Here is a 23598-nt window from a genome sequence, read left to right as displayed (position 1 = left end):
ACCGAAGACTTTTTGACTTGTAAGGGAAAAAATTGAGCGACGAGCAAACCCCTGAGAACGAACCCATGGACGGAGAGGTCCTCGAGCCGGTCCATGACGGCGGGCGCATCGACCAGATCGACCTGCAGACCGAAATGCAGCGGTCCTACCTGGACTACGCCATGGCCGTCATCGTCGGCCGCGCGCTGCCCGACGTGCGCGATGGACTCAAGCCCGTGCACCGCCGCGTGCTGTACGCGATGTTCGACGGCGGCTACCGCCCCGAGCGCGCCTACAACAAGTGCGCCCGCGTGGTCGGCGAAGTCATGGGCCAGTACCACCCGCACGGCGACACCGCGATCTACGATGCCCTGGTCCGCCTGATCCAGGACTGGGTCATGCGCTACCCGCTGGCCCTGGGCCAGGGCAACTTCGGCTCCCCGGGCAACGATGGCGCTGCCGCCCAGCGTTACACCGAAACCAAGATGGCCCCGCTGGCCATGGAAATGGTCCGCGACATCAACGAGAACACCGTTGATTTCCAAGACAACTACGACGGCAAGAACCAGGAACCCACCGTTCTGCCGGCGCGCTTCCCGAACCTTCTGGTCAACGGCTCCTCGGGCATCGCCGTGGGCATGGCCACCAACATTCCGCCGCACAACCTGCGCGAAGTGGCCGAGGGCGTGCAGTGGTACCTGAAGAACCCGGAAGCCACCCGCGAGGAGCTGCTCGCCGAGCTGATGCTGCGCGTGAAGGGCCCTGACTTCCCATCCGGCGCGATGATCCTGGGCACCAAGGGCATCGCCGATGCCTACCGCACCGGCCGCGGCTCGATCACCATGCGCGCGGTCGTCAACGTGGAGGAAATCCAGGGCCGCACCTGCCTGGTGGTCACCGAGCTGCCGTACATGGCCAACCCGGACAACCTCGCGGTGAAGATCGCCGAGCTGGTCCGCGACGGCAAGATCGCCGGCATCGCCGACATGCGCGACGAGACCTCGGGCCGCACCGGCCAGCGCCTGGTCATCGTGCTCAAGCGCGATGCCGTGGCCAAGGTGGTGCTGAACAACCTGTACAAGCACACCGAGCTGCAGACCAACTTCTCGGCGAACATGCTCGCGATCGTCGACGGGGTGCCGCGCACCCTGCCGCTGGATGGGTTCATCCGCCACTGGGTGACCCACCAGATCGAAGTGATCGTGCGCCGCACCCAGTTCCGCCTGAAGAAGGCCGAAGAAGAGGCCCACATCCTGCGCGGCCTGCTCAAGGCGCTGGACGCTCTTGACGAGGTCATCGCGCTGATCCGCCGTTCGGCCACCACCGAGGCGGCCCGCGACGGGCTGATGGAGCTGCTGAGCATCGACGAGGACCAGGCCCGCGCCATCCTGGATATGCAGCTGCGCCGCCTGGCCGCCCTCGAGCGCCAGAAGATCCAGGATCGCCACGCGGAGCTCGAGCGCATGATCGCCGAATTCCAGGCCATCATCGCCTCCCCTGCCCGCCAGCGCGAAATCGTCGCCGAAGAACTCGGCGAGATCGTGGACAAGCACGGCGATGACCGCCGCACCAAGATCCTCATGGGCTACGACGGCGACATGAGCGTCGAGGACCTGATTCCCGAAGAGGAAATGGTCGTCACCATCACCCGCGGCGGCTACGTCAAGCGCACCCGCATCGACAACTACCGCTCGCAGGCCCGCGGCGGCAAGGGCATCAAGGGCGCGAACCTGCGCGGGGACGACGTGGTGGAGCACTTCTTCGTCACCTCCACGCACAACTGGCTGCTGTTCTTCACCAACCACGGCCGCGTGTACCGCACCAAGTGCTACGAGCTGGCCGAAGCCGGCCGCGACGCCAAGGGCCAGCACGTGGCGAACGTGATGGCCTTCCAGCCCGATGAGCACATCGCCCAGGTGCTGGATCTGCGCACCTACCAGGACGCTGCCTACCTGATGCTGGCCACCCGCAACGGCCTGGTGAAGAAGACCCGCCTTGAGGATTACGACACCAACCGCACCGCCGGGGTGATCGCCATCAACCTGCGCGACGACGACGAACTGGTCTCCGCGCAGCTGGTCAGCGAATCAGATGATGTGATGCTCGTCTCGCGCAAGGGGCAGTCGGTGCGCTTCACCGCCACCGACACCGCGCTGCGCCCGATGGGCCGCGCGACCAGCGGCGTGACCGGCATGAAGTTCCGCGAGGGCGACGAGCTGCTGGCCGCCGACGTGGTCCGCGAGGATTCCTTCGTGTTCACGGTGACCAACGAGGGCTATGCCAAGCGCACCGAAGTTGCCGAATACCGCGTGCAATCCCGTGGTGGCTTGGGCATTAAGGTGGCCAAGCTCAACGAGGAACGCGGCGAGCTGGTGGGCGCGATGATCGTCGACGAGACCGATGAGGTCCTCGTGGTCATGGGCTCGGGCAAGGTGGTCCGCTCGGCCGCGGCGCAGGTTCCTGCCAAGGGCCGCGACACCATGGGCGTCATCTTCGCCAAGCCGGATAAGAAGGACAACATTATTGCGGTTGCCAAGAACTCGGAGACCGAGCTCGAAGAGAACTTGGAGGAAGATGCCGTAACGTTGGACGCAGAAAACACGATCGATCAGTCATCCACCGCGCCGGAAACCGAATCGGACGCCCAGGAAGATGACACCACTAACGGAGGTAACGCATGAGCACGCCCTCGACGCCACGCCCCAGCGGCAGTGCCCCGAAGAGCGAAGCGCCGCGACCTACCCAGGTAAAGCGTCCGGCACCAACTGGCACCGGCAGCCGCCCAGCCGCAGCAGGCGCCAAGCCAGCTGCCGGCCAGGCTCGTCCTGCAGGCGCCCGCCCGGCCGCCCAGCGTCCGGCCAACGGCCAGGAGCGCCTGGTTCGCCCGGCGCCCAAGGCCAAGGTCCGCAAGGCACGCCTGCTGGTTTCCAAGGTTGAGCCCTTCTCGGTACTGAAACTGGCCTTCCTGCTCTCGGTAGCCTTCGGTGTCATCACCGTAGTCGCTGCTGTGGGCATCTGGGCCCTGCTGGACCTGATGGGTACGTTTGACGCATTCAACACGCTGATTCGCGACGCCATGGCTGAAGGCGGCTTCGACCTGCGCCAGAGCATGTCCCTGGGACAGGTGGCCTCCTACGCGACAATCATTGCCGTGGTGAATGTCGTGGTTATTTCCATCGTCTCCATGCTGGGTGCGGTGCTGTACAACATTGCCGCATCGCTGGTTGGCGGCATCGGTGTGACCCTCACTGACGACTAGAAACACCCCTAGTCGAGCCCGGGTTTCGTGTTGTGATGCATGACACCCGGGCTCGATTTGTATCTTCTGGAAATCCCCGGTAGAGTTTTATTTCGTTCCAAAGGGAACAAACAAAAGCAAGGGCGTATAGCTCAGGCGGTTAGAGCGCTTCGCTGATAACGAAGAGGTCCCAAGTTCAAGTCTTGGTACGCCCACGGAAACCTTGCTGGAGAGAAAGAGGAAGTAATGAAAAAGTTCCTGGTTCTCGCAACGATTGCGGCTGCTGCGGTAGTCTTGGTCAAGAAAGCGAAGGCTTCTTCGGAAACAAAGGAAACCTGGCATCAGGTAGCCGATCAAGTTTCCTAAAGCTTTTGGGGCCTTAGCTCAGTTGGTAGAGCGTCTGCTTTGCAAGCAGAATGTCAGGAGTTCGATTCTCCTAGGCTCCACAAAAGAGAGTGGCGGAAAGCATCAGCTTTCCGCTAATTCTTTTTGATTGATCCTTTTGGATTGGTCGGTGTGGAACACCAGATAAATAAATACGGGGCCTTAGCTCAGTTGGTAGAGCGTCTGCTTTGCAAGCAGAATGTCAGGAGTTCGATTCTCCTAGGCTCCACAGAAAAAGGACGGAAAGCTTCTGCTTTCCGTCCTTTCTCCATTTCCGGGTCATCTGCGCCGATTAGCGGCTAATTCGAGCCATCCGCACGTGCTGGTAGTGATCCAGCAGCTGCTCGCCAATGCTGAACCATGAACGGTCCTGCACGCTGCTCAAGGCGGCACTGGCAAAAGCAAGGCGTTTGGCATCGTCGTAGACCAAGTCGCTGACCCGGCTGCGCAGCTCACTTAGATTTCCCGGCTGGTACAGCCAGCCGGTGCGCGAGGAATCAACCAGGTCCAGCGGTCCGCCACGGCCCACAGCGACCACGGGAACTCCGCAGGCCATGGCTTCCTGGATGGTCTGGCAGAAGGTCTCTGAGGCGCCTGGATGGACAAAAACATCCATGGAGGCCATGACTTCAGCTAGGCGTTCGCCGGAGAGGAATCCAGTGAAGTGCGCGGAGGGCAGCAAAGCCCGCAGCTCACCCTCTAGCGGCCCAGAACCTACGATGACGAGTCTGGTGTTCTTCAGCTCCGCCAAGGCCTTCAGATCGGCGACCTGCTTCTCTGCAGCGAGGCGCCCTGCATAGCCGATGACTACCTCGCCATTGGGAGCCACTGCCTGCCTGAATTGCTCGTTTCGACGTCGCGGGGTGAATTGGGCCGTATCCACTCCCCTGCCTGAGATCCTCAAGCGATCAATGCCCAGATCCTGCAGCTGGCGGTACGAAAAAGTGCTGGGAACCAGTGACAGGTCCGCAGCGGTATGGATGGCGCGGACATGGTCCCAGAGGCGCTGGGTCAGCCAGGGCATCTTGTAGCGCTCGGCATAGCTGGGAACTTCGGTTTGGTAGAGCGCCACAGTGGGCAAATTCAGTTCCTGGGCTGCGCGCAATCCCTGCCACCCCAGAATAAATGGGCTGGCCAGATGGACCACGTCTACGCGTTCACGCGCCAGGATCTTTCGCAAGCGGGTAACACTGGTGGTTGCCACTCGGACTTCCGGGTAGTTGGCCAGGGGCATGGATGGCACCGTATGGATTGCGAAGCCCTTGTACTGCCGAGGAACACCGTGACCTGCCAGCTCACTGGCCAAGGAACCCGCAGGCGTGATGACCACTGCCTCGTGCCCGGTGAGCGCCAAGTGGTCCAGCGTCTTGAGAATAGAATTGGTAACCCCATTGAAGTGGGGAAGGAACGATTCAGCAACGATTGCAACCTTCACAGTCTCAGCATGGGGATCGACAATGACAAGAAAGTTAATATGACTGGGTCAGTGCATTAACATCTGTCTTCCTATTTTTGGTAAACCTCAATTAGTGGCAAGATACCGTAGATGTTGAATGATAATTCGGGCGTGGTCCGCGACGCAGCTGGCACCGCAAAGACTGATAAAGACTCGCGCATTGCGGTGCTGTTCTTTCCAGCGCTGATCCTGCTCGGCGGGCTGTGCGGCATGCTGCTCCCCCAGACATTTGTCGGCTTTGCCGGATGGATCAGTCCCCTGCTGATGGTGATTATGTTCTGCATGGGCTTGACGCTGACCCTGCCAGACTTTGCACTAGTGGTTAAGAACCCGTTGCCGGTACTTGGCGGCGTGGTGGCCCAGTTTGTCGTGATGCCGTCCATGGGATGGCTCGTTGCCAAGGTGCTGCATCTCGATCCTGCGCTCGCTGCCGGCCTGATTCTGGTGGGTTGCGCACCGGGCGGAACCGCGTCAAATGTCGTCTCCTATCTGGCTCGAGGCAATGTTGCCCTGTCAGTGGCGATGACCTCGGTTTCGACCTTGATCGCACCGGCGCTCACTCCCCTGTTGGCCCTGTGGCTGGCGGGCCAGTACATGCCCGTCGATGCCGGTTCCATGGCCGTCAGTGTTGTTCAGATTGTGCTGATTCCCGTGGTCCTGGGCCTGGTGCTACGTATGCTGTTAAACCGGCTTGTACTCAAGGTGACCGGTATCCTGCCGTGGATCTCAGTCATAGCCATTACCTTCGTAGTGACGATTATTGTTGCCGGCAGCGCGCAGGCCATTCTGACTGCCGGATTGCTGGTTTTGCTTGCGGTCATTCTGCACAACGGGTTGGGCCTGATGCTCGGATATGGAATTGGTGTGCTGATGCGCGTTCCAGAGGACGCACGGCGCACGATAGCTATTGAAGTTGGCATGCAGAATTCTGGATTGGCGGGCGGTTTGGCCAAGCAATATTTCACTCCAGAGGCGGCATTGCCAGCTGCAGTATTCTCCGTGTGGCATAACTTGTCCGGAGCGATGATCGCTGCTTATTGGCGCCGGAAAAAGATCTAATAGTCTGAAATGCAGGGGAAGAATCGGTATATTTCAATTTTGGAATATCTTGATTCGTGCAAGAATCGCGTCCCTGAACCTTCCTCCTGGAGCCGTAGGACTGTCTTGGAGCAAAGCACCGGTAATCTAAATCAGTGACGTTACTACTTGCCCTGGTCGGGATCATTGGAATCTCGGCTTCCGGGCCAATTATTGCCGCGTTCCCTGGTGTTCCGGTGCTGTCCATGGCTTTCTGGCGCAATGGCGCGGCAGCCGCAGTGCTGAGTGTTCCGGCGCTTCGAAAAAACTCGCGCGTTTATCTGGCAATGACCAAACGCGAGTGGGTTTTCACGGGCATTGCAGGTCTTGCCTTAGCGTTGCACTTTGTGTGCTTCATGTACTCGATGAGGCTTACCAGCGTCGCTGCCGGCACCGCATTAGTGTGTATCCAAGGTGTTTGGATTGCAGTGTTCCAAGTGATGCGCGGCGTGCAGTATCGCACCAAGGTTTTCATTGGCATGGCCGTCTCGCTTGGCGGCGCCATTCTGATTACCGGATTCGATATGGGCCTGAGTTCAGAGGCGTTGCTCGGCGACGTGCTGGCCCTAGCGGGCGGTGTGCTGGCGGCGGTTTACACCTTGGCCGGATCAGTAGCTCGGCGGACGATGGCGACAGCAACCTATGCCTCGAGCTGCTACGCGATTACCGCTCTCGCTCTGCTGATTCTTTGTTTTGCCACGGGCATGCCGATCTGGGGATTCGGTGCCCACGGTTGGCTGGGCATCATCTTGCTGACCTTATGCGCACAGATCTTTGGGCATACGGCAATGAATCATCTGCTTAACGTGCTTGGACCGCTGACGGTTTCAACACTGATTCTTTTGGAGATCCCAGGAGCCGCTTTGTTGGCGGCGCTGTTCCTGGGACAGGTGGTATCCATGGCTACCTATGCCGGCCTTCTGGTGATACTCGTTGGGCTTGCCCTCGTGATACGAGGACAAGCCCAACCGAAAACTCGTGAGTAACTAGATTTTATTTGTCATCTTCAATGATCTCGCGGATTTCTTCTACGCTTGCTTCGCGAGACTCGACAGGCTGCTGGGGCTGTGCCGGCGCAGGTTCGTTTTCCCATGGATCCTCAATGGGTTTTGAGGCCTTCCAAACAGCCACCAGCAGCGCGACGATTCCGGCAATAAAGCCTACGGCTAGTACTTTTCCTACTTTGCTCTTCTTGCTCATGCATTGCTCCAGACTGAAACAGGATCTCGCTATCCGACAGCTCAAGCCTATGCAGTTACAGCGCCACAGGCCAGTGTTAGCCAGGCAGCCATCAGAGATTGTTCTAAATTTTCACTCAACGCGTACGTCAGCATTTAGCGGCTCACGCCTTGATCATGGAAGAATGTAGGCATGACCGCAAACGCAACTCATAAAGCCACGATTCACACTACTTTGGGCGATATCGTTGTCGATCTCTTCGGCAACCATGCACCTAAGACCGTAAAGAACTTCGTCGGCCTGTCGACCGGTGAGCAGGAGTGGGTACACCCAGAGTCCGGTGACCAAAAGACCAACACCCCGCTGTACAGCGGAACCATCTTCCACCGCATCATTTCTGACTTCATGATTCAGGGTGGCGACCCACTGGGCCAGGGCTTCGGCGGTCCGGGCTACCAGTTCGATGATGAGATCCACCCAGAACTGAACTTCAACGAGCCTTACAAGCTGGCCATGGCCAACGCGGGCATCCGCATGGGCCGCGGAACCAACGGCTCGCAGTTCTTCATCACCACTGTTCCAACCACCTGGCTGCAGGGCAAGCACACCATCTTCGGTGAAGTTGTCGATGCAGACTCCCGCAAGGTAGTTGACGCACTGAACGCTGTAGCAACCGATGGCCGTGACAAGCCACTGGAAGACATCGTCATCAACTCGGTCGATATCGAGACCCTGTAATTCACCGACGCAATACCGCGAGGCCCCGACGATCCACCCAGTGGTGTTGTCGGGGCCTTGAACTTTAAGCACGATCCCACTACACAAGGCAGGTAACGATGTCCTACGGGCAGGGTAATCCCCAGGGCCAAGCAACTCCGACGTGTTATCGACACCCCCACACGGTGTCCTATGTGTCTTGCAACCGATGCGAGCGTCCAATCTGTCCTGAATGCCAGGTTTCCGCTCCAGTGGGAGTGCAGTGCGTTGAATGCGTTGCCCAAGCCAATAGGAGCCTCCCCCAGCAGAAAACCGAATTTGGCGGCAGGCTTCGGGCGGGTGCCCCGGTCATAACCTACGCGGTGATTGGGCTGAACGTCTTCGTCTATATTCTGCAGTGGGTTATTCCGGGATTCACCAATTCATTGGTCCTGGCACCAGCCATAGCGGCCTATGAGCCGTGGAGATTGATCACGAGCGCCTTCGCGCACTCCATGGGATCATTCCTGCATCTGGGCATGAACATGTATGGCATCTATATCTTCGGTACCTTGCTCGAGCCCAAGCTTGGCAGGCTGCGTTTTACATGGCTGTACTTGATTAGTGCTTTCGGTGGATCTCTTGGCATCTTGTTGCTCAGTGCGCCGTTGAGTGCCACCTTGGGTGCCTCTGGGGCTTTGGCCGGATTATTCCTCGCTACCTTTGTCGTCTACCGCTCAAATAAGCAGGCGCTGCGGCAAATGGGCATCATTCTGGTCCTGAACATTGTCTTGGGCTTTGTTGTTTCCGGAATCTCCTGGCAGGGCCACTTGGGCGGAGCGATCACAGGCATCCTTGCCGCGTGCTGCATTGTTTTGATACCGAAAAGTAATCCACAACGAGCCAGAACACAGTTGCTGCTTCTGTCCGGTCTTTCAATACTGCTTTTAGGCGCCGTGTATTTCGCAGCACAGGCAGTAAAGTTCACAGGTTAATCGTTCGAAAACGGCTCTTGTCGTTATCCACACAGATTATCCACATTGTTAATAACTTACATCTGTGTAACTTGCTGGCACATGGAGTTATTAACAGGCCTGACAGCCCGGGAATTCAAGGGCATTCCAGCAATGTTGCCCAATACTCACAACCTTGTCCCCAGTTGTGGATAACTTTTAAACAACCCCTGTAGATAGTGCATATACGAACTGGTAGCTTGTTAATAACTACGGATTCGAAAGTTTAACCGATAGCAATGGGAGTGTTGATAGCAGGCGGATAATGACCTTTGTCCACAGCTGGAATCCACAATGTTAATAACTTACACGCTTGTCATTTGATGCCCTCAAGCAACACCTGACCTGATGTTTCAAGTAAATATTCTCAATTCGCACATTGATATCCCCACCTGTGGATAAGTTTGTGAACAACCGTTGGTGAAACTTGTGCACAACCCGTGTGGATAACATCCTGTGCTTGTGGATTACGAGGTGAAAACTGGCCAAATCAACAGGGCTGCGAAGACCAGCATGAAGATGCCGATGATGAAATCAAGAAACCGCCATGCCTTGGGCCTGGCGAAAACCGGGGCGAGGAACCGAGCCGCGTAGGCCAGCGCAAAAAACCAGAGGAAGCTTGCAGTGATAGCTCCAGAAGCAAACCAGGCAGAGCCGGAGCCCTGTGCAACGGCAACGGAACCCAGTAGCAGGACCGTGTCGATATACACGTGTGGATTGAGCCAGGTGAGTGCCAGCGTGGTTCCTATGGCCGACAGCACGGTTGTTGCCTGTGCGCGGCCGGAGATCTTGAGGGAATCAGGTTTGAACGATCTGCGGAAGGCGAATAGCGCGTAGCTCGCAAGAAATATGAAACCGCCAATTCTAGCGACGAGCAGCAGCCAGGGAACGCGTTCAACCAGGACGCCCATACCGTTAACCCCAGCGAATATCAGGGCCGCGTCCGACAGGGAGCAGATAAGGGCAGTGATGAAGACATGTTCTTTCCGGATGCCCTGGCGAAGCACGAAGGCATTTTGCGCACCGATTGCCACAATCAGCGATAAGCCGGTGCTGAGTCCGAAGAAAAAAGAAGTTGCGGTCATGGGGAAACCGTATGAGATTCAATGTCCTTAGTCGAACTTAACTTTATGAATCTAGATTAGAGTTCCTAATGTGAATATCGACATTGAACATCTCGAGACCCTTTTGGCCATCGTTGATGCCGGAAGCTTTGAGGACGCATCCATAGATTTGGGGATTACTCCTTCTGCTGTCAGCCAGAGGATCAAGGCCCTTGAAAATCGAGTTGGCGCAATTCTTGTTGTCAGGAGTCGCCCCGTCGTTCCGACTGAACAGGGATATAAGGTGCTGCGTTATGCGCGGCAAATGTCGCTGCTCAGCGCAGAATTTGCCCGTGAACTGTCAGCAGGCAAACCTCTGTCCATAGCCCTCGGGGTTAACTCCGACTCGCTGTCCACCTGGTTTAATCCGATCTTCGAAGAGCTGGCCGAGATTGACGATCTATCAATAGAGATTCTGCGCGCCGATGAAAACAGGGGACTGGAACTTCTGCGCACCGGTCGAGTCAGCGCAGTGGTCACAGCAACGGCCGATGCCCTGCAAGGATGTGTCAGCAAAAAACTCGGCGCTATGCGCTATAGGGCGGCAGCTTCACCGCGCATCATCGACCGGTATCTGTCCCAAAGAGTCCCCGAGCAACTGGTGAAAACCCCGATGGTGGTTTTTGACCGCGAGGACCCGCTGCAATATGACATGCTCGAGCGGGCCGCTGGTGCCGGAAGCCGTCCAACGGCCGCAGTGCACCATATTCCGGATTCTCTAAAATATGTCAGCGCCATCAAAGCGGGCATGGGATGGGGGATGATTCCGGAATTGCAGTTGCCCCAGGCAGCCGGGGTCCAGGTGCTACACGAGCAATGGTTCGTGGATGTTCCGTTGTATTTACAGCGTTGGGCCGTTGACTCCGACGTACTCAACAAGATCGATGGCATCCTGGTCACAGCGGCCCGTCATAGCGGCCTGCATTTGATAACCTGAGCTTGTTGCAGGCCATGAATGCCTGAACCCGGACGAGGGAGCCGTACCCGGAGCGCGACAAGACGGCCAGAGGGGAAATCTGGCATGTACTGGGCCGTACTTATAATTTCTGGCGTTTTCGAGGCCGTGTGGGCTGTCGCTTTGGGGATGAGCGAGGGTCTCTCAAAGGTTGTTCCCACCATCATCTTCATTGCTGGGCTGATCGTATCCATGGCCGGTCTGGCCTACGCGATGAAGGAAATTCCGGTGGGTACCGCCTACGCGATTTGGGTGGGAATCGGAGCCTCGCTCGCGGTGATCTATTCCATGGCCACGGGCCAAGAAGCTTTCTCGCTTCTGAAGGTGGTCTTCATCCTGGGGCTTGTTGGCTGCGTTATTGGCCTCAAGGCCGTTAGCCACTAGGGAAAAATCCCTTAAGCAAAATTCGCCGGCCCCTTCGGGGACCGGCGAACATGCTATTTCCAGCCTGTTGTCATGAAGAATCCGACCATCGCGATGCCGAAGCCGATCACGATGTTCCAGCCGCCAATGTTGGGGATTGGAAATAGGGTCTGGGAAATGTAGTAGACGATGATCCAGAGCAGGCCTATGAGCATGAGGCCAAACATGACCGGCTTATACCAGCCCGGCATTGGCTTATCGATAGCGTGGGCGCTTTGGCGCTCGGCTCGGTCTTGCGTTGTGTTCTTGCGTCGTGGCTTTGACTCCGGCACTCGAATGCTCCCTCGGCTTCATCTGCTTAATGTAGTAAATGTGGGAGACATTAACGTCTTCCCGGTAGGCTTGGGTACAAGAATGCTGAGAACTGCTTGCTGCATTCCTACGTAGCTTCCATACTAGCCGCAACCCGTGAGAACTCCGGGGTTTTGGCCCGCATCAGCACGCGTGCATTGACAGATCGTTATATACGAATGCCCTAAGGAGCTTGAGAGCTGTGAACAGATCCGCCACAGTGCAAGGTCGACGCATGGAACGCCGGCCTAGGTCTGCGGGAAACGTTGTCGTTGGATTCCTTGGCGAGCTGTTCATTACCTTGGGCATCATCTTGATGCTCTACGTAGCGTGGGAGCTGTGGTGGACCAATATCGACTCCGCCCAAGCCCAGCAGCAGGCGACGCAGGGGCTTGTGCAGGAACTCGGCGATGTGGTGATTCCTGATTCTGATGAGCCAGCGGAAGAAAAAGACTATGGTCCAGCACCTGTTACAAAAATTGCGCCGGGGGAGACTTTCGGGATCATGTACTTCCCGCGCTTTGGCAGCCATGGATCGCACCACCCGGTGACAAACGGCGTTGAGGACCGGGTGATCGACAACCTGGGTATCGGGCATTACCCGTCAACCCAGCAGCCCGGAGAGCTGGGCAACTTCGCGGTTGCCGCCCACCGCCAAACCCATGGACAAGTGTTCTGGGACATCGACAAGCTCCAAGAGGGCGACAAGATCTATCTTCAAACGTCCGAGGGGTATTACACCTACACCTGGTACGCCACAGAAATCGTCGCTCCTTCCAACGGTGATGTCCTTTTGCCGACCCCGCATCAATGGGGAGTGGAACCAACAAAATCGATCCTGACCATGACCACCTGCCACCCGAAGTACACGACCCAGCAGCGCATGATCGCATACTCCGAGCTGACGGATTGGCGGCCCTTGGATGCTGGCCCGCCCAAGGAAATCCGCGACATGGTTATCGAAGCAACGAGCTAGGAGGAATAAATGTACGCCTGGATTTTCAGAAACCTTCCCGGTCCACTATGGCTCCGCATTTTTGAAGCATTGATTCTCATTGCCGCCATCGTGCTATTACTGATGGTGTACGTTTTCCCATGGCTGAACCAGTACATCAGCCCCTTTACCGATTCAACGATTGGCCAGAGTACCTCGTGAGCAGCACCAAGATTTTAGTGATCGACAATTACGACAGCTTTGTCTATACCCTCGTGGGCTATCTCCAGGAATTGGGCGCCGAGACCACTGTTCATCGCAACGATGACTTGACCGTCCAGGAAGCCATCGAGCTGGCTGCCGAATACGACGGTGTATTGATTTCACCGGGCCCCGGAGATCCAGCCGGCGCCGGTGTCAGCATTGATCTGATCAAGTGGTGCGGACAGCAGAGCAAGCCGATGCTGGGCGTCTGCCTTGGGCATCAGGCGTTGGCCGAGGCCTATGGCGGAACGGTGACCCATGCTGAAGAACTGATGCATGGCAAGACCTCACTGGTTAATCACGAGAACCACCCGGTGTTCAACAACGTTGCCAATCCGTTTACCGCGACCCGGTACCATTCCTTGGCTGCAGTGCGCGAGAGCATCCCGGAAGAGCTGGAAATCATCGCCCAGACGGCTGGGGGAGTCATCATGGCCCTGGCCCACCGGGAAGCCCCGCTGTGGGGGTTGCAGTATCATCCGGAGTCGGTCTTGACCGAGCAGGGGTATCAGATGCTGGGCAACTGGTTGGAATTCCTGGGGTTGCAGGGGGCCGCCGCGAAGGCAGCCACCCTGAGCCCGCTTTTTAGCGGCGAATAATCGACAGCTGATTAATTGCCCTCACCGGGTTTGGCCGGTGGGGGCAATTTTCCTCGCTGCGTCTCCCTCGGCGATGGCGAAGCAGTCCCGCCCGGTGATTCGCTTTCTGAATCATCCGAATTTTCGTTCTCGGATGGGCTGGGAGTCGGGGTCTCAGACGGAGTTGGCTCCGGTACGGGAATAGCCACGGAGATCTTTACCAGGTCCCCTGGAGCAGCTTCCTCGGAAGCCTCCGGCGACTGCGTGAACAGCGTTCCCGCTTCATATTCATCGGATTCGACCTCGACAAACTGGGCCTTGAGTCCAACATCTTCTGCTTCAAGCGCCTTCTGGGCCTCGTCCCGGCTCATTTCAGAGACATCGGGAACTTGCACCTTTCCGGTCGAGAGGATCAGGTCAACCTCGGAACCTGCTTTGACCTTGGCGCCAAGCTCCGGGCTGGTGCCAATGACCCAGTCAGTCGGAATGGTTGCCGAATTCTCGCGGGTGACTTCACCGACTTCGAGTCCTGCTTGGCGCAAGGCATCTCGAGCGGCCGTTTCGGACTGATTGGCGAGGTCCTTGGGAATAGTCCGCTGTTCCGATCCCTCCGAGATGTACAGAGTCACCGTGGATTCCTTGGCCACTTGGGTGCCAGAGGAAGGATCGGTGCGCGTGGCCTTGTCCTCATCCACGTCTTCATTGAACTCGCGCTCAACGCGCACGTTGAAGGTCGCATCGCGCAGCAGGCTGCTGGCGTCGTCCTCGGACAGGTTCTTGACATCGGGAATGGCTACCGGCGCACGCTTTTCGGCATCGGCCTGGATTGAACGAATCACCAGGAAGCTGGCAATCGCCACAGCAAGCAGGGCGACCAGCGACAACAGGACAATCAGGCCGCGGTTGGTCCGATGGCGTGTGGTTTCCACCGGTTCATCGTGGGTCGTGAAGACCGGATGCTCCGTGGTCATGGGTGCCGCCTGGGCGGCAAAACCAGATTCGGTGGAGTCGTGATTGCCATAAATTGGCAAGGTGTAGGTTGCTGGCGTGGACTGGTCCTCATGGAATTCGATCCCGTTCAGGGCGTTCTCTAAGGCCGTTGCGAAGGCTCCAGCGCACTGGAAACGGTCATCGCGTTCCTTGGAGAGCACCTTGGCCACTATCGGGTCGAAGATCGGATCCACGTCCTGCGCGACCTCGCTCGGGGCCGGTGGGATCTCGCCGACGTGCTGGTAGGCCACGGAGACCGGAGAATCCCCGGTGAACGGTGGCCTGCCGGTCATCAGCTCGTAAAACAGGCATCCGGCCGAGTAGATATCGGAACGGAAATCCACTTGCTCGCCACGGGCTTGCTCGGGGGAGAAGTACTGCGCGGTGCCCACCACGGCGGCGGTCTGCGTCATCGTGGCGGAGTTGTCCAGCGCCCTGGCGATGCCGAAGTCCATCAGCTTCACATGCCCGGCGTCGGTGACCATGACATTCGCAGGCTTTACATCGCGGTGCACCACATTATTCGCGTGCGAATGATCCAGTGCCTCGCACACGCCGCGGGTGACTTTTACGGCAAATTCGGCGTCAATGGCGTCCTGGGAAATGACCTGCTTGAGGGTTTTCCCGGTGACATACTCCATGACCATGAAGGGCAGGCGCTCGTGCTGCTGTTCGGAGGCTGGAAGCTCACCGGTGTCGTACACGGCAACGATATTTGGATGGCTTAGCGCCGCGACTGCCTTCGCTTCGCGCCGGAAGCGGTTGACCACCATGGGATTGCTGGCCGTGTCCGGGCGCAACACCTTGACTGCGACCTTGCGCGAAAGCACATGGTCCAGTGCCAGGTAGACATCCGCCATGCCACCGCGGCCGATGAGCGATTCAATCTCATATCGGTCGCTGATCATCCGCGGCAAGCCAGGCGGCAATTCTTCAACTTCGCTCATGGTGCTGTGCTCTGGTCCGATTCCGTGGCGGTCGGCGATGCGGTAGGTGTTGCCGTTGGGGTTGAAGACTCTTCAGGCTCCTCTTCGGGGCCGGTGGAGAGGTCCAGGGTGACGGTGGTGCCAGGCTCAACTTCGCTGCCTGCCGATACGTCCTGGGACAGGACGGTGCCGGCAACCGAGGAGTCGCTGCGTTCATCGCCCTTCGCCGCTGCCAGGCCGGCATCCTGAATCCGCTTCTGGGCAGCTTCGAAGCTCATGCCGGTGACCTTGGGAACCTCGACAGTTTCCGGAGCCATGGCGTAGGTGACGGTGACGGTTTCGCCAACTTCGACGTTGCCCGTCGGGTTCAGCGAGATCACTTCGCGCGGATCGGCCTGATCGGTTTCCTGCGGCACCGCATCAACCTTCAGGCCCTGGCTTTCGAGCTGCTGGGTGACCGTGTCGATATCCTGGCCGATCAGCGAGGAGGACACCTGGACATACTCAGGGCTCTCGCTTGGGCTTTCCGAGGGGGACTGCGAAGTTTCGGATGCCGCGGTGGTCTCCTCGGAGGGCTCGGTCGTCTCCTCGGTCGGTTCGGTGGACTCGGCAGATTCGGTGCTGCTTTCGGTCAACGTCGCGGTTGGGCGATCGTCGTTGTTGCTGCTCATGGCAGGAATCAACCAGGCCAGCAGCGCAATGACTACAGCCAAGGCGATAATCACGATCAATGGGATCAGCCAGGGGCTCCGCTTGGATTCCTGCGGTGCAGGATCCTGGGCGTCGGCATCCTCATCGTCAAAGCCGGTGGCGCCCTGATTGCTGGCCGCCGAGAAACCGCTGGCTGCAGCCGCAGGTTCCACAACGGTCGGCATGGCATTGGTCATCGTCGGGGCAGAATCCTGGCGGGTCATGGCGCGGGTGGCGTCATCATCCAGGTTCAGCGCCTGCGTCGCGTCCTCGGAAATACCGGTGGCGAGCATGCCCGGGACCGCCAGGGTGGCGGTGTTGGTATCTCCGGCGCGCAGGGCGTCGGCGGCCTTGGCCAGCGCGGTGGCGTCCTTTGGGCGATCCGCAGGGTTCTTGGCCAGCATCGACATGATCAGCTGGCGCACCGGTGCTGGGATGGTGTCCGGCAAGGCGGGGGGAGCATCGTTGACCTGTGCCAGGGCGATCGCGATCTGCGATTCACCGGTGAACGGACGTCGTCCGGCCAGGCATTCGTAGCCGATGACGCCCAGGGCGTAAATATCGGAGCTGCCGGTCGCGTTCTGCCCGGTTGCCTGCTCAGGAGCCAGGTATTGGGCGGTGCCCATCACCTGTCCGGTGGCGGTCAAGGGTACCTGGTCGGCCAGGCGGGCGATGCCGAAGTCGGTAATCTTCACAACGCCCGACGGCATGACCAGGATATTGCCCGGCTTCACGTCGCGGTGCACCAGGCCGTGCTCGTGGGCTGCAGCCAGCGCTCGAGCGGTCTGCGCGATCAGCGAGAGGGTGCGGGCGACTTCGAGCTTGCGTTCACGCTCGATGATGGTGGACAGCGGCGGGCCGGGAACTAGTTCCATGACCAGGTAGGCAGAGCCTTGCTCTTCGCCGTAGTCGAAGACGCCGGCGATGCCCGGGTGGTTGAGCAGGGCGGTATGGCGGGCCTCAACGCGGAAGCGCGTCAAGAAGCTCTCGTTGTCGGTGTATTCCTCCTTGAGGATCTTGATCGCCACAAGGCGCCCAAGGACCTGGTCGCGAGCTTTCCAAACTTCGCCCATGCCACCGATCGCAATGCGGTCGGTCAGCTTGTAACGACCGCCCAAGGTGGTGCCGGTTACTGGCCTCACTTGTTGAACACCGCCTTTAACATCGTCTTCATCAGTGCACCGGTCGTGTTGTGACCAGTGTTGTAATCTACGTCTTGCAAGGTGACCGTAATGGCCACCTGAGGGTCATCTGCCGGGGCGAAGCCGGTCATCCACGAGTTCACGTAGGCGACGCCGTCTTCCGATCGCAGCTGCGCCGTACCGGTCTTGGCGCGGAAGTCCACACCCGGGACAGCGGCATTCATGGCCGTGCCGTTCTTCACCGGACCTTCCATCAGGCCGGCGAGCTGCTCGGCGATCTCCGGGCTGGTGGCCGTGGAGAATTTCTCTGGCTTCGGCTCTTCGATAACGCGAAGATCCGGGGCGATGACCTTGTCGATCATGTTCGGCTTCATGATCACGCCCTTATTGGCGATGGCCATGGCAGCCATATTCATTTGCAGCGGGGTGACTTGGTTATCGCCCTGGCCAATAGCCATGCGGGCCAAATCACCGGCATCGGCTTCTTCGATGGGGAACTTGCTTGGCACCACGTTCTGCGGAATGCTCAGTTGCTGGCCATAGCCGAAGCGCTCGGCCACGTCGGCGAACTCTTCCTTGCCCACAGTCTGGCTGATTTCCATAAATGGAGTGTTGCAGCTCTGGGCGAAGATGAAGGCCAAGCGGGCGCGCGGTTCACGGGCGCAGATGCCTTCGCCAAAGTTATTCATCGGCGTGGTGGAATTCGGGTAGTTCACCGATACCGGATTATTGATCACGGTATCCAGGTCGTACTTGCCGGATTCCAGGGCGGCGACCGTGCTGAGGATCTTGAACGAAGAACCAGGGAAGCTCAGGTTGTTGATAGCCGGGTTCCGATACGGGCTCAGGCCTTCAATATCGCTGACCTTCTTGAGGTTCTGAGCAGCCTTGGATGTCGAATGGACCGCCAAGTCGTTGGTGTCGTAGCTCGGTTTGGAAGCCATTGCCAGAATGTCGCCGGTCTTTGGATCGGTGACAATAATGGTTGCCTTCACGCCATCGGGGATGGCGTTGAAGGCGGTCTTCTGCAGCGCGCCATCGATGGTCAGCTCTACCGAGGCGCCTTCGGACTTCTTGCCGGTGAACATAGCCAGCATGCGGTCATAGAGCAGGTCCGAGCTGGTTCCGGTCAGCCAATCGTTGAGCGAAGACTCCAGCTGGGTGGTGCCGCTGGCCAGCGAGTAGTAGCCGGTCAGGTGCGCATAGGTTTCCGGATCGGTGTACTTGCGCTGGTATTCGAATTGGCCATCGTCGGTAGGCACCGACTCGGCGATCGGCTTGCCGTCAACCAGGATGGCGCCGCGAGGCAAATCGAATTCGCGGTACAGCTGGCGCTTGTTCAGCGCGTTGTCCGTGAGCTGGTCGGCGTCGAAGAACTGGATGTAGCTCAAACCGCCAAGGCAGATGACAAAGAGCAGGGTCAGTGCAACCCAAACTCGCTTAATGGCCTGATTCACTTGCTCTTCACCACCTTGGTGCTGGTCGTTGGGGCTTTGCTTGGTGTTGCAATTTCATCGGTAGGTCCTGAGACGCCGGACTTCGGCCGGCGTGAATTGTGCGAAATCAAGAGCAGGAGGGCGATGATGATCCAGTTGGCCAGCAGTGAAGACCCGCCAGCCGCCATGAATGGCGTCGCCAAGCCGGTCAGTGGAATCAGGCGGGTGACTCCACCGATGATGACTACACACTGCAGTCCCAAGGTGAAGGACAGGCCGGCGGCCAGCAGCTTGCCAAAGGTGTCGCGGGAACCGAGGGCTGCACGCAGGCCGCGGGAAACCAGCAACATGTACAGCAGGATAATTGCGGTTACGCCGATCAGGCCGATTTCTTCGCCGAAGGAGGCGATGATCATGTCCGAATTGGCCAGCGGCACCCGGTAGGGGGAGCCGGCGCCCAGACCGGTGCCGAATAGTCCGCCATCGGCCATGCCGAACAGGCCCTCGACGATCTGCATGCTTCCGCCGGTGGCCTGGTAGATGGTCGGGTCGAAGGCGTTGAGCCACACATCTAGGCGCCGGGTCACGTGGCTCATGGTCAAGCCAGCGACAATGCCACCGGCGACAACCATGAGCATGCCGATCAATACCCAGGAGATGCGGGCGGTAGCCACGTAAACCATCACGATGAACAGGCCGAAGAACAGGATTGCTGATCCCAGGTCGCGCTGAACCACCAGAACACCGATGGACAACAGCCAAGCGATGACCATAGGCGCCATATCCCGCAGACGAGGCAGCTGCAGCGGTCCGAATTTACGCCCGGCCAGCAGGATCAGGTCGCGGTTCGAGGAGAGGTATCCGGCAAAGAAGACCGATAGCGAGATCTTCGCGAGCTCGCCAGGCTGCAGCGAGAACATTCCCATGCGGATCCAAATACGGGCACCGTTGATGGTGACGCCCAAGCCTGGAATCAGCGGCAGCAAGAGCAGCACGATGGATAACAGGAGAGCTATATAAGTGAATCGGCGCAGGATCCTGTGGTCTTTGATGACCCAGAGGACTGCCGCGGCGATGACGATGGCGATAGCCGTCCAGAGTAGTTGCCGGGCCGACTGGGATGTACCCTTTGCCAGGTCAATACGGTGAATCATGGATAGTCCGAGGGAGTTCAAGGCCACCGTGATCGGAAGTATTACAGGATCAGCATATTTAGCGAAGATGCGCAGCAGCACGTGAACAGACAGGGCGAGCACCGCCATGATGCTCATCTGGATATAGAAGTCGGTATTGTCGACATCCTCGGTGGTGCTACCCACCAGGAAGAACGCCGCACTGCCGACGCAGAGGGCCAAGACAAGCAGCAGCAGCTCGAGATTGCGCCGTGGTACCGGAGCGGTTTGCACTTCGGTCATTGCATGATCTCCTGACAGTAGGCTGGCAGCTGGGTTTGGTTGCTACTTGGTGAATCTTTTGATCCGGGAACTGTTACCGGACAATTTTGCTTCGCGGTGACCAGCAGTTCCTGGATGATCATTTGGGCATGCTCGCGGTTATCCGCCGAAATGGTTGCTTCCACTCGCTGGCGCGAGTAATCCGGCAGCGATTCCAGCGGAACCTTGCTCACGGTATCGACCTCGGAAAGCGAAATCGGTCCAAGTTCCTGCGGAACACCCTTGTAGATGGCGACCTTGTTATCCACGGTGCCAACAAAGTATTGGGTTTGCGTCCACATGTAGCCCCAGACGGCCAGGGCCACCACGAGGAAGGCTGCCAGGGTGAGCAGGATCGGCATCATCCAGCGACGGTGAGCGGTGGGGCTCTCCAATGGATCAAGTATCTGGCCAGCAGCCGGTGAACGGTGGGTGAGCAGGGCAGCCGCGCGGCGTTCGCCGGTGTGCTGGGTGACCACCGGAATCTGGCCGGTCTGCGTGGCGAGTTGCGCCGCTCCGACCAGCAGGTGTGGACGCTGCGAAATCTCGTGGCGAAGCAGCGAGGCGCTGGCTTCGACATCGCCCTCAGCGGCAATGGCGAGCTGGGCGGTGTCCGGGGCCGGTTCCTGCACGGAAGGCTCGCTGAATTCATCAGCGGTATCCTCGACGACTTCGAACATCACGACCGTGACATTATCCGGTGCACCGTTTTTCAAGGTGATGGCCACCAGGTCATTAACGGCTTCATCCATGTCCGCGGTATTGCGGATGATCTGCTCAATGATGGGCAGCGGAACAGCGTCGGTGAGGCCATCGGAACACAGCATCCAGCGTTCGCCGGGCTCGGCGTCAATTTGCTGGACATCGAGTTCGGGCGAGGCATCTGAATCACCGAGCACGCGCAGGAGCACGTTTTTATGCGGATGGACTTCGGCTTCTGCCGGCTTGATTCGGCCTTCGTCAACCAGGCGCTGCACGAACGTGTGGTCGCGGCTGATCTGCTCAAAGTTGCCGTGCTTAAGCCGGTAGGCCCGCGAGTCGCCGATGTGGGCCATGTGCAAGGTACTGCCGGAAAGCAACAGGGACGTCACGGTGGTGCCCATGCCCGAAAGCTTCGGGTTGGCACCCACGAGTTCATTCAATACCAGATTTGCGGCCTGGATTTCATCGGGCAGTGCGTTTTGCGGATCGGCAATGTCTGCATGATCCAGATGCACCAGATCCAAGACGGTGGACGCGGAAGCAACGTCGCCACCGACATGGCCACCCATGCCATCTGCGAGCACGGCCAGGTATTCACCGGCGTAGGCGGAATCGTCGTTTTTCTTGCGAATCCGTCCGACGTCAGACTTCGCGGCAAATTTGAGTTTGAGGGCCATAGGCTAGGACTTCAATTCCAGGACTGTCTTCCCGATGCGGATCCGCTGGCCTGGCTCAACTGGTTGCGCGCGAGTGAGCTGGCTGTCTCCGACAAAGGTTCCGTTGGTGGAGCCCAAATCCTCGATGAACCAGCGTGATCCCTGTGGGAAGAGCCGAGCGTGGCGCCCCGAGGCGTAGTCGTCATCCAGCACCACAGTGGCATCCTGCGCGCGGCCGAACATGATCGGCTGACCGCTCAGCGGGATGCTGTTGCCGGCCAAGGGGCCTTCGACAATAGCCAGAGAAGTTGCGGCCTTGCGCGCCGGAGCTTCTGGTTCTGCCAGCTCAGGGTTCTTTTTCAGTTCTCGTGCGCTGGGCTTGCCCGTGCGGGCTCGTGATCCGACAGCCAAATCACGGCGCATCGATCCGACAACGCTCAAGACGAGCAGCCAGATGAGTACCAGGAAGCCCAGTCGAAACAGGCTTAGAACCAGGTCGTTCATACGCGGCCTCCGTTAGTCGAGGTGATAAGCCGAAAGACTATTTTTGTCTGTCCGATGGTGATGACCGATCCGTCAAAAATAGGGGTTTCAGCAGAAATCTTTTTGCCGTCTACGTAGGTTCCGTTGGTTGAACCCAAATCGGAGACCACAAAGTTCGTCTTGCCGCGCGTTTCAACGCGGATGTGCTGTCGTGAAACGCCTGAGTCATCTACCGGGATATCGGTGCTCGCCGAACGGCCCAAAACAACCGAGTGGTGATTCAGCGCGAAACGCTGTCCCGCGACCTCGAGGATGGCCTGCTTCTGGGTTGGCGCCTTGGGGATCTCGTTGATTGGCCGCACGTTGGGGCGTGGCTGCGCGACGGTGCGCGGTGACGCCTGCTCAACGGGCTTGGCCATGGGCGTCTTCACCGGTGCCGAAGCAACAACGTGGGAACTGGTCTCCTTGACGGAGCCGTTGATTTCCATTTCGCCAGGCTTAAAGTCTTGCTTGGAGACGAAGTGGATCATGACATCGCCCTGAACCGAGTAGTCCTGGCTGGTGGCGTGTTCCGCGGTGACCTTGGCCATTTCATTGACGACAGCTCGTCCCCAACTTTTAGCGGTTTCGAAGTCTTTGGTGCTCAACGAGACGACAAAGTCGTTCGGAGCAAGGCTGCGCCCTTCGCTGATCGGCAGAATCCCGCGGTCCATTTCATTGCGCAGAGCGGTAGTCAGTTCAACTGGCTTGAGGTCTGCGGTGCTGGTTCCACGAAAGAAGCTTGTGACGACCTTCTCTAAGCCGCGTTCGACATTGTCGAGAAAGCCCATTATTCGTGCTCCTTCCTTAAGGGTTCATTGTTTGTCTTAGCGTCTCGCATTCATGCTGAAAAGCAGTGAACACAGAACTTCATATTCGATCTTACTGTTTTCAGCTGTGGAAATGCCGAAAAATCCTTGGGTGGTCCATGCTGAGAGGTCTCAACGATACAGAGGTCAGGTGGTAAAGCCTGTGTCTCTGGCCACATAAGCGGGCATCGATTAGGTGAACTGAAAATGTGTGTGTAAGCTATTTCTTGTTGCAAAAGCACGAAGCAACAAAAACTAGATATGCGCGAGTGGCGGAATTGGTAGACGCGCTGGCTTCAGGTGCCAGTGATCGCAAGGTCGTGGGGGTTCAAGTCCCCCCTCGCGCACAAAATGAAAATAACCTCTGAAATGAACGAAAGTTCAGGTCAGGGGTTATTTTTTTCATTGCCCTAAGCCGTTTGGCATCGTTCTGATAACAATTTCCGACGGCGAGCCGGAAACTTCATGACGGTCCCCTTCCGTCGAGGTTTCACCGAGTAATCCATCGTGAATCGCCCTGCGTTCGAACGCGGCGCTGGGATCTCGAAAAATTGCCTGGGTGATTCCGCTCTCGATCAAGGGATCGGCACCTTTTGAGCTCTTGCAGCCAAGGCTTCGATGGCCTTTTCAAGGCTTGGATATCGATTGCGGCTTGGCCTGTTCAGCCACCGGGCGCCGGCAAGGCAAGCATCGGAACTTTGCTTATGCCGTGCGTCTTGGGC

The 23598-nt window shown here is 58.3% G+C and carries 23 protein-coding genes, 4 tRNA genes and 1 riboswitch; of the genes, 16 read left to right on the top strand and 11 right to left on the bottom strand.

The window, feature by feature from the left end; genetic code table 11:
- Positions 1–32 precede the first annotated feature (32 nt).
- From gyrA to ACT7DV_RS05510, 6 genes are all read left to right on the top strand, one after another.
- Positions 33–2660 (top strand): DNA gyrase subunit A, encoded by a 2628-nt coding sequence (gene gyrA / locus ACT7DV_RS05535; RefSeq protein ID WP_146277188.1) that lies wholly within the window; start codon positions 33–35, stop codon positions 2658–2660.
- Positions 2657–3238, top strand: coding sequence for a DUF3566 domain-containing protein (locus ACT7DV_RS05530; protein ID WP_060700139.1), 582 nt, complete (start codon positions 2657–2659; stop codon positions 3236–3238). The genes gyrA and ACT7DV_RS05530 overlap by 4 nt, the downstream gene beginning before the upstream one ends.
- Before the next feature lie 120 nt (positions 3239–3358).
- Positions 3359–3432 (top strand) — tRNA-Ile (locus ACT7DV_RS05525).
- 31 nt (positions 3433–3463) lie between these two features.
- Positions 3464–3583: a DLW-39 family protein gene (locus tag ACT7DV_RS05520; protein ID WP_211200386.1), complete on the top strand. Its 120-nt coding sequence runs from the start codon at positions 3464–3466 to the stop codon at positions 3581–3583.
- A 7-nt stretch (positions 3584–3590) separates the two neighbouring features.
- Positions 3591–3663: transfer RNA gene (locus tag ACT7DV_RS05515), tRNA-Ala, on the top strand.
- Between the two features lie 94 nt (positions 3664–3757).
- Positions 3758–3830 (top strand) — tRNA-Ala (locus ACT7DV_RS05510).
- Positions 3831–3893: 63 nt separating this feature from the next.
- Here ACT7DV_RS05510 and ACT7DV_RS05505 read toward each other — a convergent pair.
- Positions 3894–5036, bottom strand: a complete 1143-nt coding sequence (locus ACT7DV_RS05505) for a glycosyltransferase family 4 protein (RefSeq protein ID WP_444661243.1) — start codon at positions 5034–5036, stop codon at positions 3894–3896.
- Positions 5037–5147: 111 nt separating this feature from the next.
- On the opposite strand from ACT7DV_RS05505, the gene ACT7DV_RS05500 reads away from it, so the two are divergent.
- Positions 5148–6116, top strand: a complete 969-nt coding sequence (locus tag ACT7DV_RS05500; protein WP_444661242.1) for a bile acid:sodium symporter family protein — start codon at positions 5148–5150, stop codon at positions 6114–6116.
- A 134-nt stretch (positions 6117–6250) separates the two neighbouring features.
- Positions 6251–7120: a DMT family transporter gene (locus tag ACT7DV_RS05495; RefSeq protein ID WP_444661241.1), complete on the top strand. Its 870-nt coding sequence runs from the start codon at positions 6251–6253 to the stop codon at positions 7118–7120.
- Between the two features lie 7 nt (positions 7121–7127).
- Here ACT7DV_RS05495 and ACT7DV_RS05490 read toward each other — a convergent pair whose 3' ends face one another.
- Entirely contained in the window at positions 7128–7334 is a 207-nt protein-coding gene (locus ACT7DV_RS05490; protein ID WP_444661240.1) for a hypothetical protein, read from the bottom strand.
- Between the two features lie 171 nt (positions 7335–7505).
- Here ACT7DV_RS05490 and ACT7DV_RS05485 point away from each other — a divergent pair, with 171 nt between their 5' ends.
- Positions 7506–8051, top strand: a complete 546-nt coding sequence (locus tag ACT7DV_RS05485; RefSeq protein ID WP_444661239.1) for a peptidylprolyl isomerase — start codon at positions 7506–7508, stop codon at positions 8049–8051.
- Between the two features lie 230 nt (positions 8052–8281).
- Positions 8282–9004 (top strand): rhomboid family intramembrane serine protease, encoded by a 723-nt coding sequence (locus tag ACT7DV_RS05480; protein WP_444661238.1) that lies wholly within the window; start codon positions 8282–8284, stop codon positions 9002–9004.
- Positions 9005–9489: 485 nt separating this feature from the next.
- On the opposite strand, the gene ACT7DV_RS05475 is transcribed toward ACT7DV_RS05480, so the two are convergent.
- Positions 9490–10107, bottom strand: coding sequence for a LysE/ArgO family amino acid transporter (locus ACT7DV_RS05475; RefSeq protein ID WP_444661237.1), 618 nt, complete (start codon positions 10105–10107; stop codon positions 9490–9492).
- Positions 10108–10177: 70 nt separating this feature from the next.
- On the opposite strand from ACT7DV_RS05475, the gene ACT7DV_RS05470 reads away from it, so the two are divergent.
- Both ACT7DV_RS05470 and ACT7DV_RS05465 read left to right on the top strand, forming a co-directional pair.
- Positions 10178–11062 carry an ArgP/LysG family DNA-binding transcriptional regulator gene (locus ACT7DV_RS05470; RefSeq protein ID WP_444661236.1) on the top strand — a complete coding sequence of 295 codons (885 nt, stop codon included), beginning with the start codon at positions 10178–10180 and terminating at the stop codon, positions 11060–11062.
- Positions 11063–11066: 4 nt separating this feature from the next.
- Positions 11067–11133, top strand: a riboswitch (guanidine-III (ykkC-III) riboswitch).
- A gap of 13 nt (positions 11134–11146) precedes the next feature.
- On the top strand, positions 11147–11464 hold the full coding sequence (locus tag ACT7DV_RS05465) for a DMT family transporter (protein WP_444661235.1): 318 nt from the start codon (positions 11147–11149) through the stop codon (positions 11462–11464).
- Positions 11465–11517: 53 nt separating this feature from the next.
- Here ACT7DV_RS05465 and ACT7DV_RS05460 read toward each other — a convergent pair whose 3' ends face one another.
- Positions 11518–11775, bottom strand: coding sequence for a cell division protein CrgA (locus ACT7DV_RS05460; protein ID WP_444661234.1), 258 nt, complete (start codon positions 11773–11775; stop codon positions 11518–11520).
- A gap of 221 nt (positions 11776–11996) precedes the next feature.
- Here ACT7DV_RS05460 and ACT7DV_RS05455 point away from each other — a divergent pair, with 221 nt between their 5' ends.
- Genes ACT7DV_RS05455 through ACT7DV_RS05445 form a run of 3 tightly spaced genes read left to right on the top strand, consistent with a single transcriptional unit; the run spans position 11997 to position 13591 of the window.
- The gene (locus tag ACT7DV_RS05455) at positions 11997–12770 is read left to right on the top strand and encodes a class E sortase (RefSeq protein WP_444661233.1); all 774 of its coding nucleotides are present in this window, start codon (positions 11997–11999) and stop codon (positions 12768–12770) included.
- Positions 12771–12779: 9 nt separating this feature from the next.
- Positions 12780–12950: a hypothetical protein gene (locus ACT7DV_RS05450; protein WP_022874476.1), complete on the top strand. Its 171-nt coding sequence runs from the start codon at positions 12780–12782 to the stop codon at positions 12948–12950.
- Positions 12947–13591, top strand: coding sequence for an anthranilate synthase component II (locus ACT7DV_RS05445; protein WP_444661232.1), 645 nt, complete (start codon positions 12947–12949; stop codon positions 13589–13591). The genes ACT7DV_RS05450 and ACT7DV_RS05445 overlap by 4 nt, the downstream gene beginning before the upstream one ends.
- Before the next feature lie 11 nt (positions 13592–13602).
- Here the strand turns inward: ACT7DV_RS05445 and pknB are convergent, their stop codons facing one another.
- Genes pknB through ACT7DV_RS05410 form a run of 7 tightly spaced genes read right to left on the bottom strand, consistent with a single transcriptional unit; the run spans position 13603 to position 22858 of the window.
- A complete protein-coding gene (gene pknB, locus ACT7DV_RS05440; RefSeq protein WP_444661231.1) occupies positions 13603–15507 on the bottom strand; it encodes a Stk1 family PASTA domain-containing Ser/Thr kinase in 1905 nt (634 codons plus the stop codon).
- A complete protein-coding gene (locus tag ACT7DV_RS05435) occupies positions 15504–17318 on the bottom strand; it encodes a protein kinase domain-containing protein (RefSeq protein ID WP_444661230.1) in 1815 nt (604 codons plus the stop codon). Before ACT7DV_RS05435 ends, pknB begins: the two co-directional genes overlap by 4 nt.
- Positions 17315–18775 (bottom strand): peptidoglycan D,D-transpeptidase FtsI family protein, encoded by a 1461-nt coding sequence (locus ACT7DV_RS05430; RefSeq protein ID WP_444661229.1) that lies wholly within the window; start codon positions 18773–18775, stop codon positions 17315–17317. Before ACT7DV_RS05430 ends, ACT7DV_RS05435 begins: the two co-directional genes overlap by 4 nt.
- The gene (locus ACT7DV_RS05425; protein ID WP_444661228.1) at positions 18772–20169 is read right to left on the bottom strand and encodes an FtsW/RodA/SpoVE family cell cycle protein; all 1398 of its coding nucleotides are present in this window, start codon (positions 20167–20169) and stop codon (positions 18772–18774) included. Before ACT7DV_RS05425 ends, ACT7DV_RS05430 begins: the two co-directional genes overlap by 4 nt.
- Complete coding sequence (locus ACT7DV_RS05420) at positions 20166–21566, bottom strand: PP2C family protein-serine/threonine phosphatase (RefSeq protein WP_444661227.1); 1401 nt, start codon at positions 21564–21566, stop codon at positions 20166–20168. The genes ACT7DV_RS05425 and ACT7DV_RS05420 overlap by 4 nt, the downstream gene beginning before the upstream one ends.
- A gap of 3 nt (positions 21567–21569) precedes the next feature.
- Complete coding sequence (locus tag ACT7DV_RS05415) at positions 21570–22049, bottom strand: FHA domain-containing protein FhaB/FipA (protein WP_444661226.1); 480 nt, start codon at positions 22047–22049, stop codon at positions 21570–21572.
- Complete coding sequence (locus tag ACT7DV_RS05410; RefSeq protein ID WP_060700158.1) at positions 22046–22858, bottom strand: FhaA domain-containing protein; 813 nt, start codon at positions 22856–22858, stop codon at positions 22046–22048. The genes ACT7DV_RS05415 and ACT7DV_RS05410 overlap by 4 nt, the downstream gene beginning before the upstream one ends.
- A 281-nt stretch (positions 22859–23139) precedes the next feature.
- Between ACT7DV_RS05410 and ACT7DV_RS05405 the strand changes: the two genes are divergently transcribed.
- A tRNA-Leu gene (locus tag ACT7DV_RS05405) sits at positions 23140–23223 on the top strand.
- Positions 23224–23598: the final 375 nt, after the last annotated feature.

The sequence above is a fragment of the Glutamicibacter sp. TV12E genome (genome assembly GCF_052441935.1).
Lineage (GTDB): Bacteria > Actinomycetota > Actinomycetes > Actinomycetales > Micrococcaceae > Glutamicibacter.
The sequence above is the reverse complement of the archived record's forward strand: the minus strand, read 5'-3'. Positions and strand labels throughout refer to the sequence as shown.

Bases quoted from the DNA above. Each gene is read 5' to 3' on its own strand.
- ACT7DV_RS05530 (WP_060700139.1), top strand. From the start codon at position 2,657: ATGAGCACGCCCTCGACGCCACGCCCCAGCGGCAGTGCCCCGAAGAGC.
- ACT7DV_RS05520 (WP_211200386.1), top strand. From the start codon at position 3,464: ATGAAAAAGTTCCTGGTTCTCGCAACGATTGCGGCTGCTGCGGTAGTC.
- ACT7DV_RS05500 (WP_444661242.1), top strand. From the start codon at position 5,148: ATGTTGAATGATAATTCGGGCGTGGTCCGCGACGCAGCTGGCACCGCA.
- ACT7DV_RS05490 (WP_444661240.1), bottom strand. From the start codon at position 7,334: ATGAGCAAGAAGAGCAAAGTAGGAAAAGTACTAGCCGTAGGCTTTATT.
- ACT7DV_RS05485 (WP_444661239.1), top strand. From the start codon at position 7,506: ATGACCGCAAACGCAACTCATAAAGCCACGATTCACACTACTTTGGGC.
- ACT7DV_RS05475 (WP_444661237.1), bottom strand. From the start codon at position 10,107: ATGACCGCAACTTCTTTTTTCTTCGGACTCAGCACCGGCTTATCGCTG.
- ACT7DV_RS05465 (WP_444661235.1), top strand. From the start codon at position 11,147: ATGTACTGGGCCGTACTTATAATTTCTGGCGTTTTCGAGGCCGTGTGG.
- ACT7DV_RS05450 (WP_022874476.1), top strand. From the start codon at position 12,780: ATGTACGCCTGGATTTTCAGAAACCTTCCCGGTCCACTATGGCTCCGC.
- pknB (WP_444661231.1), bottom strand. From the start codon at position 15,507: ATGAGCGAAGTTGAAGAATTGCCGCCTGGCTTGCCGCGGATGATCAGC.
- ACT7DV_RS05425 (WP_444661228.1), bottom strand. From the start codon at position 20,169: ATGACCGAAGTGCAAACCGCTCCGGTACCACGGCGCAATCTCGAGCTG.
- ACT7DV_RS05420 (WP_444661227.1), bottom strand. From the start codon at position 21,566: ATGGCCCTCAAACTCAAATTTGCCGCGAAGTCTGACGTCGGACGGATT.
- ACT7DV_RS05415 (WP_444661226.1), bottom strand. From the start codon at position 22,049: ATGAACGACCTGGTTCTAAGCCTGTTTCGACTGGGCTTCCTGGTACTC.
- ACT7DV_RS05410 (WP_060700158.1), bottom strand. From the start codon at position 22,858: ATGGGCTTTCTCGACAATGTCGAACGCGGCTTAGAGAAGGTCGTCACA.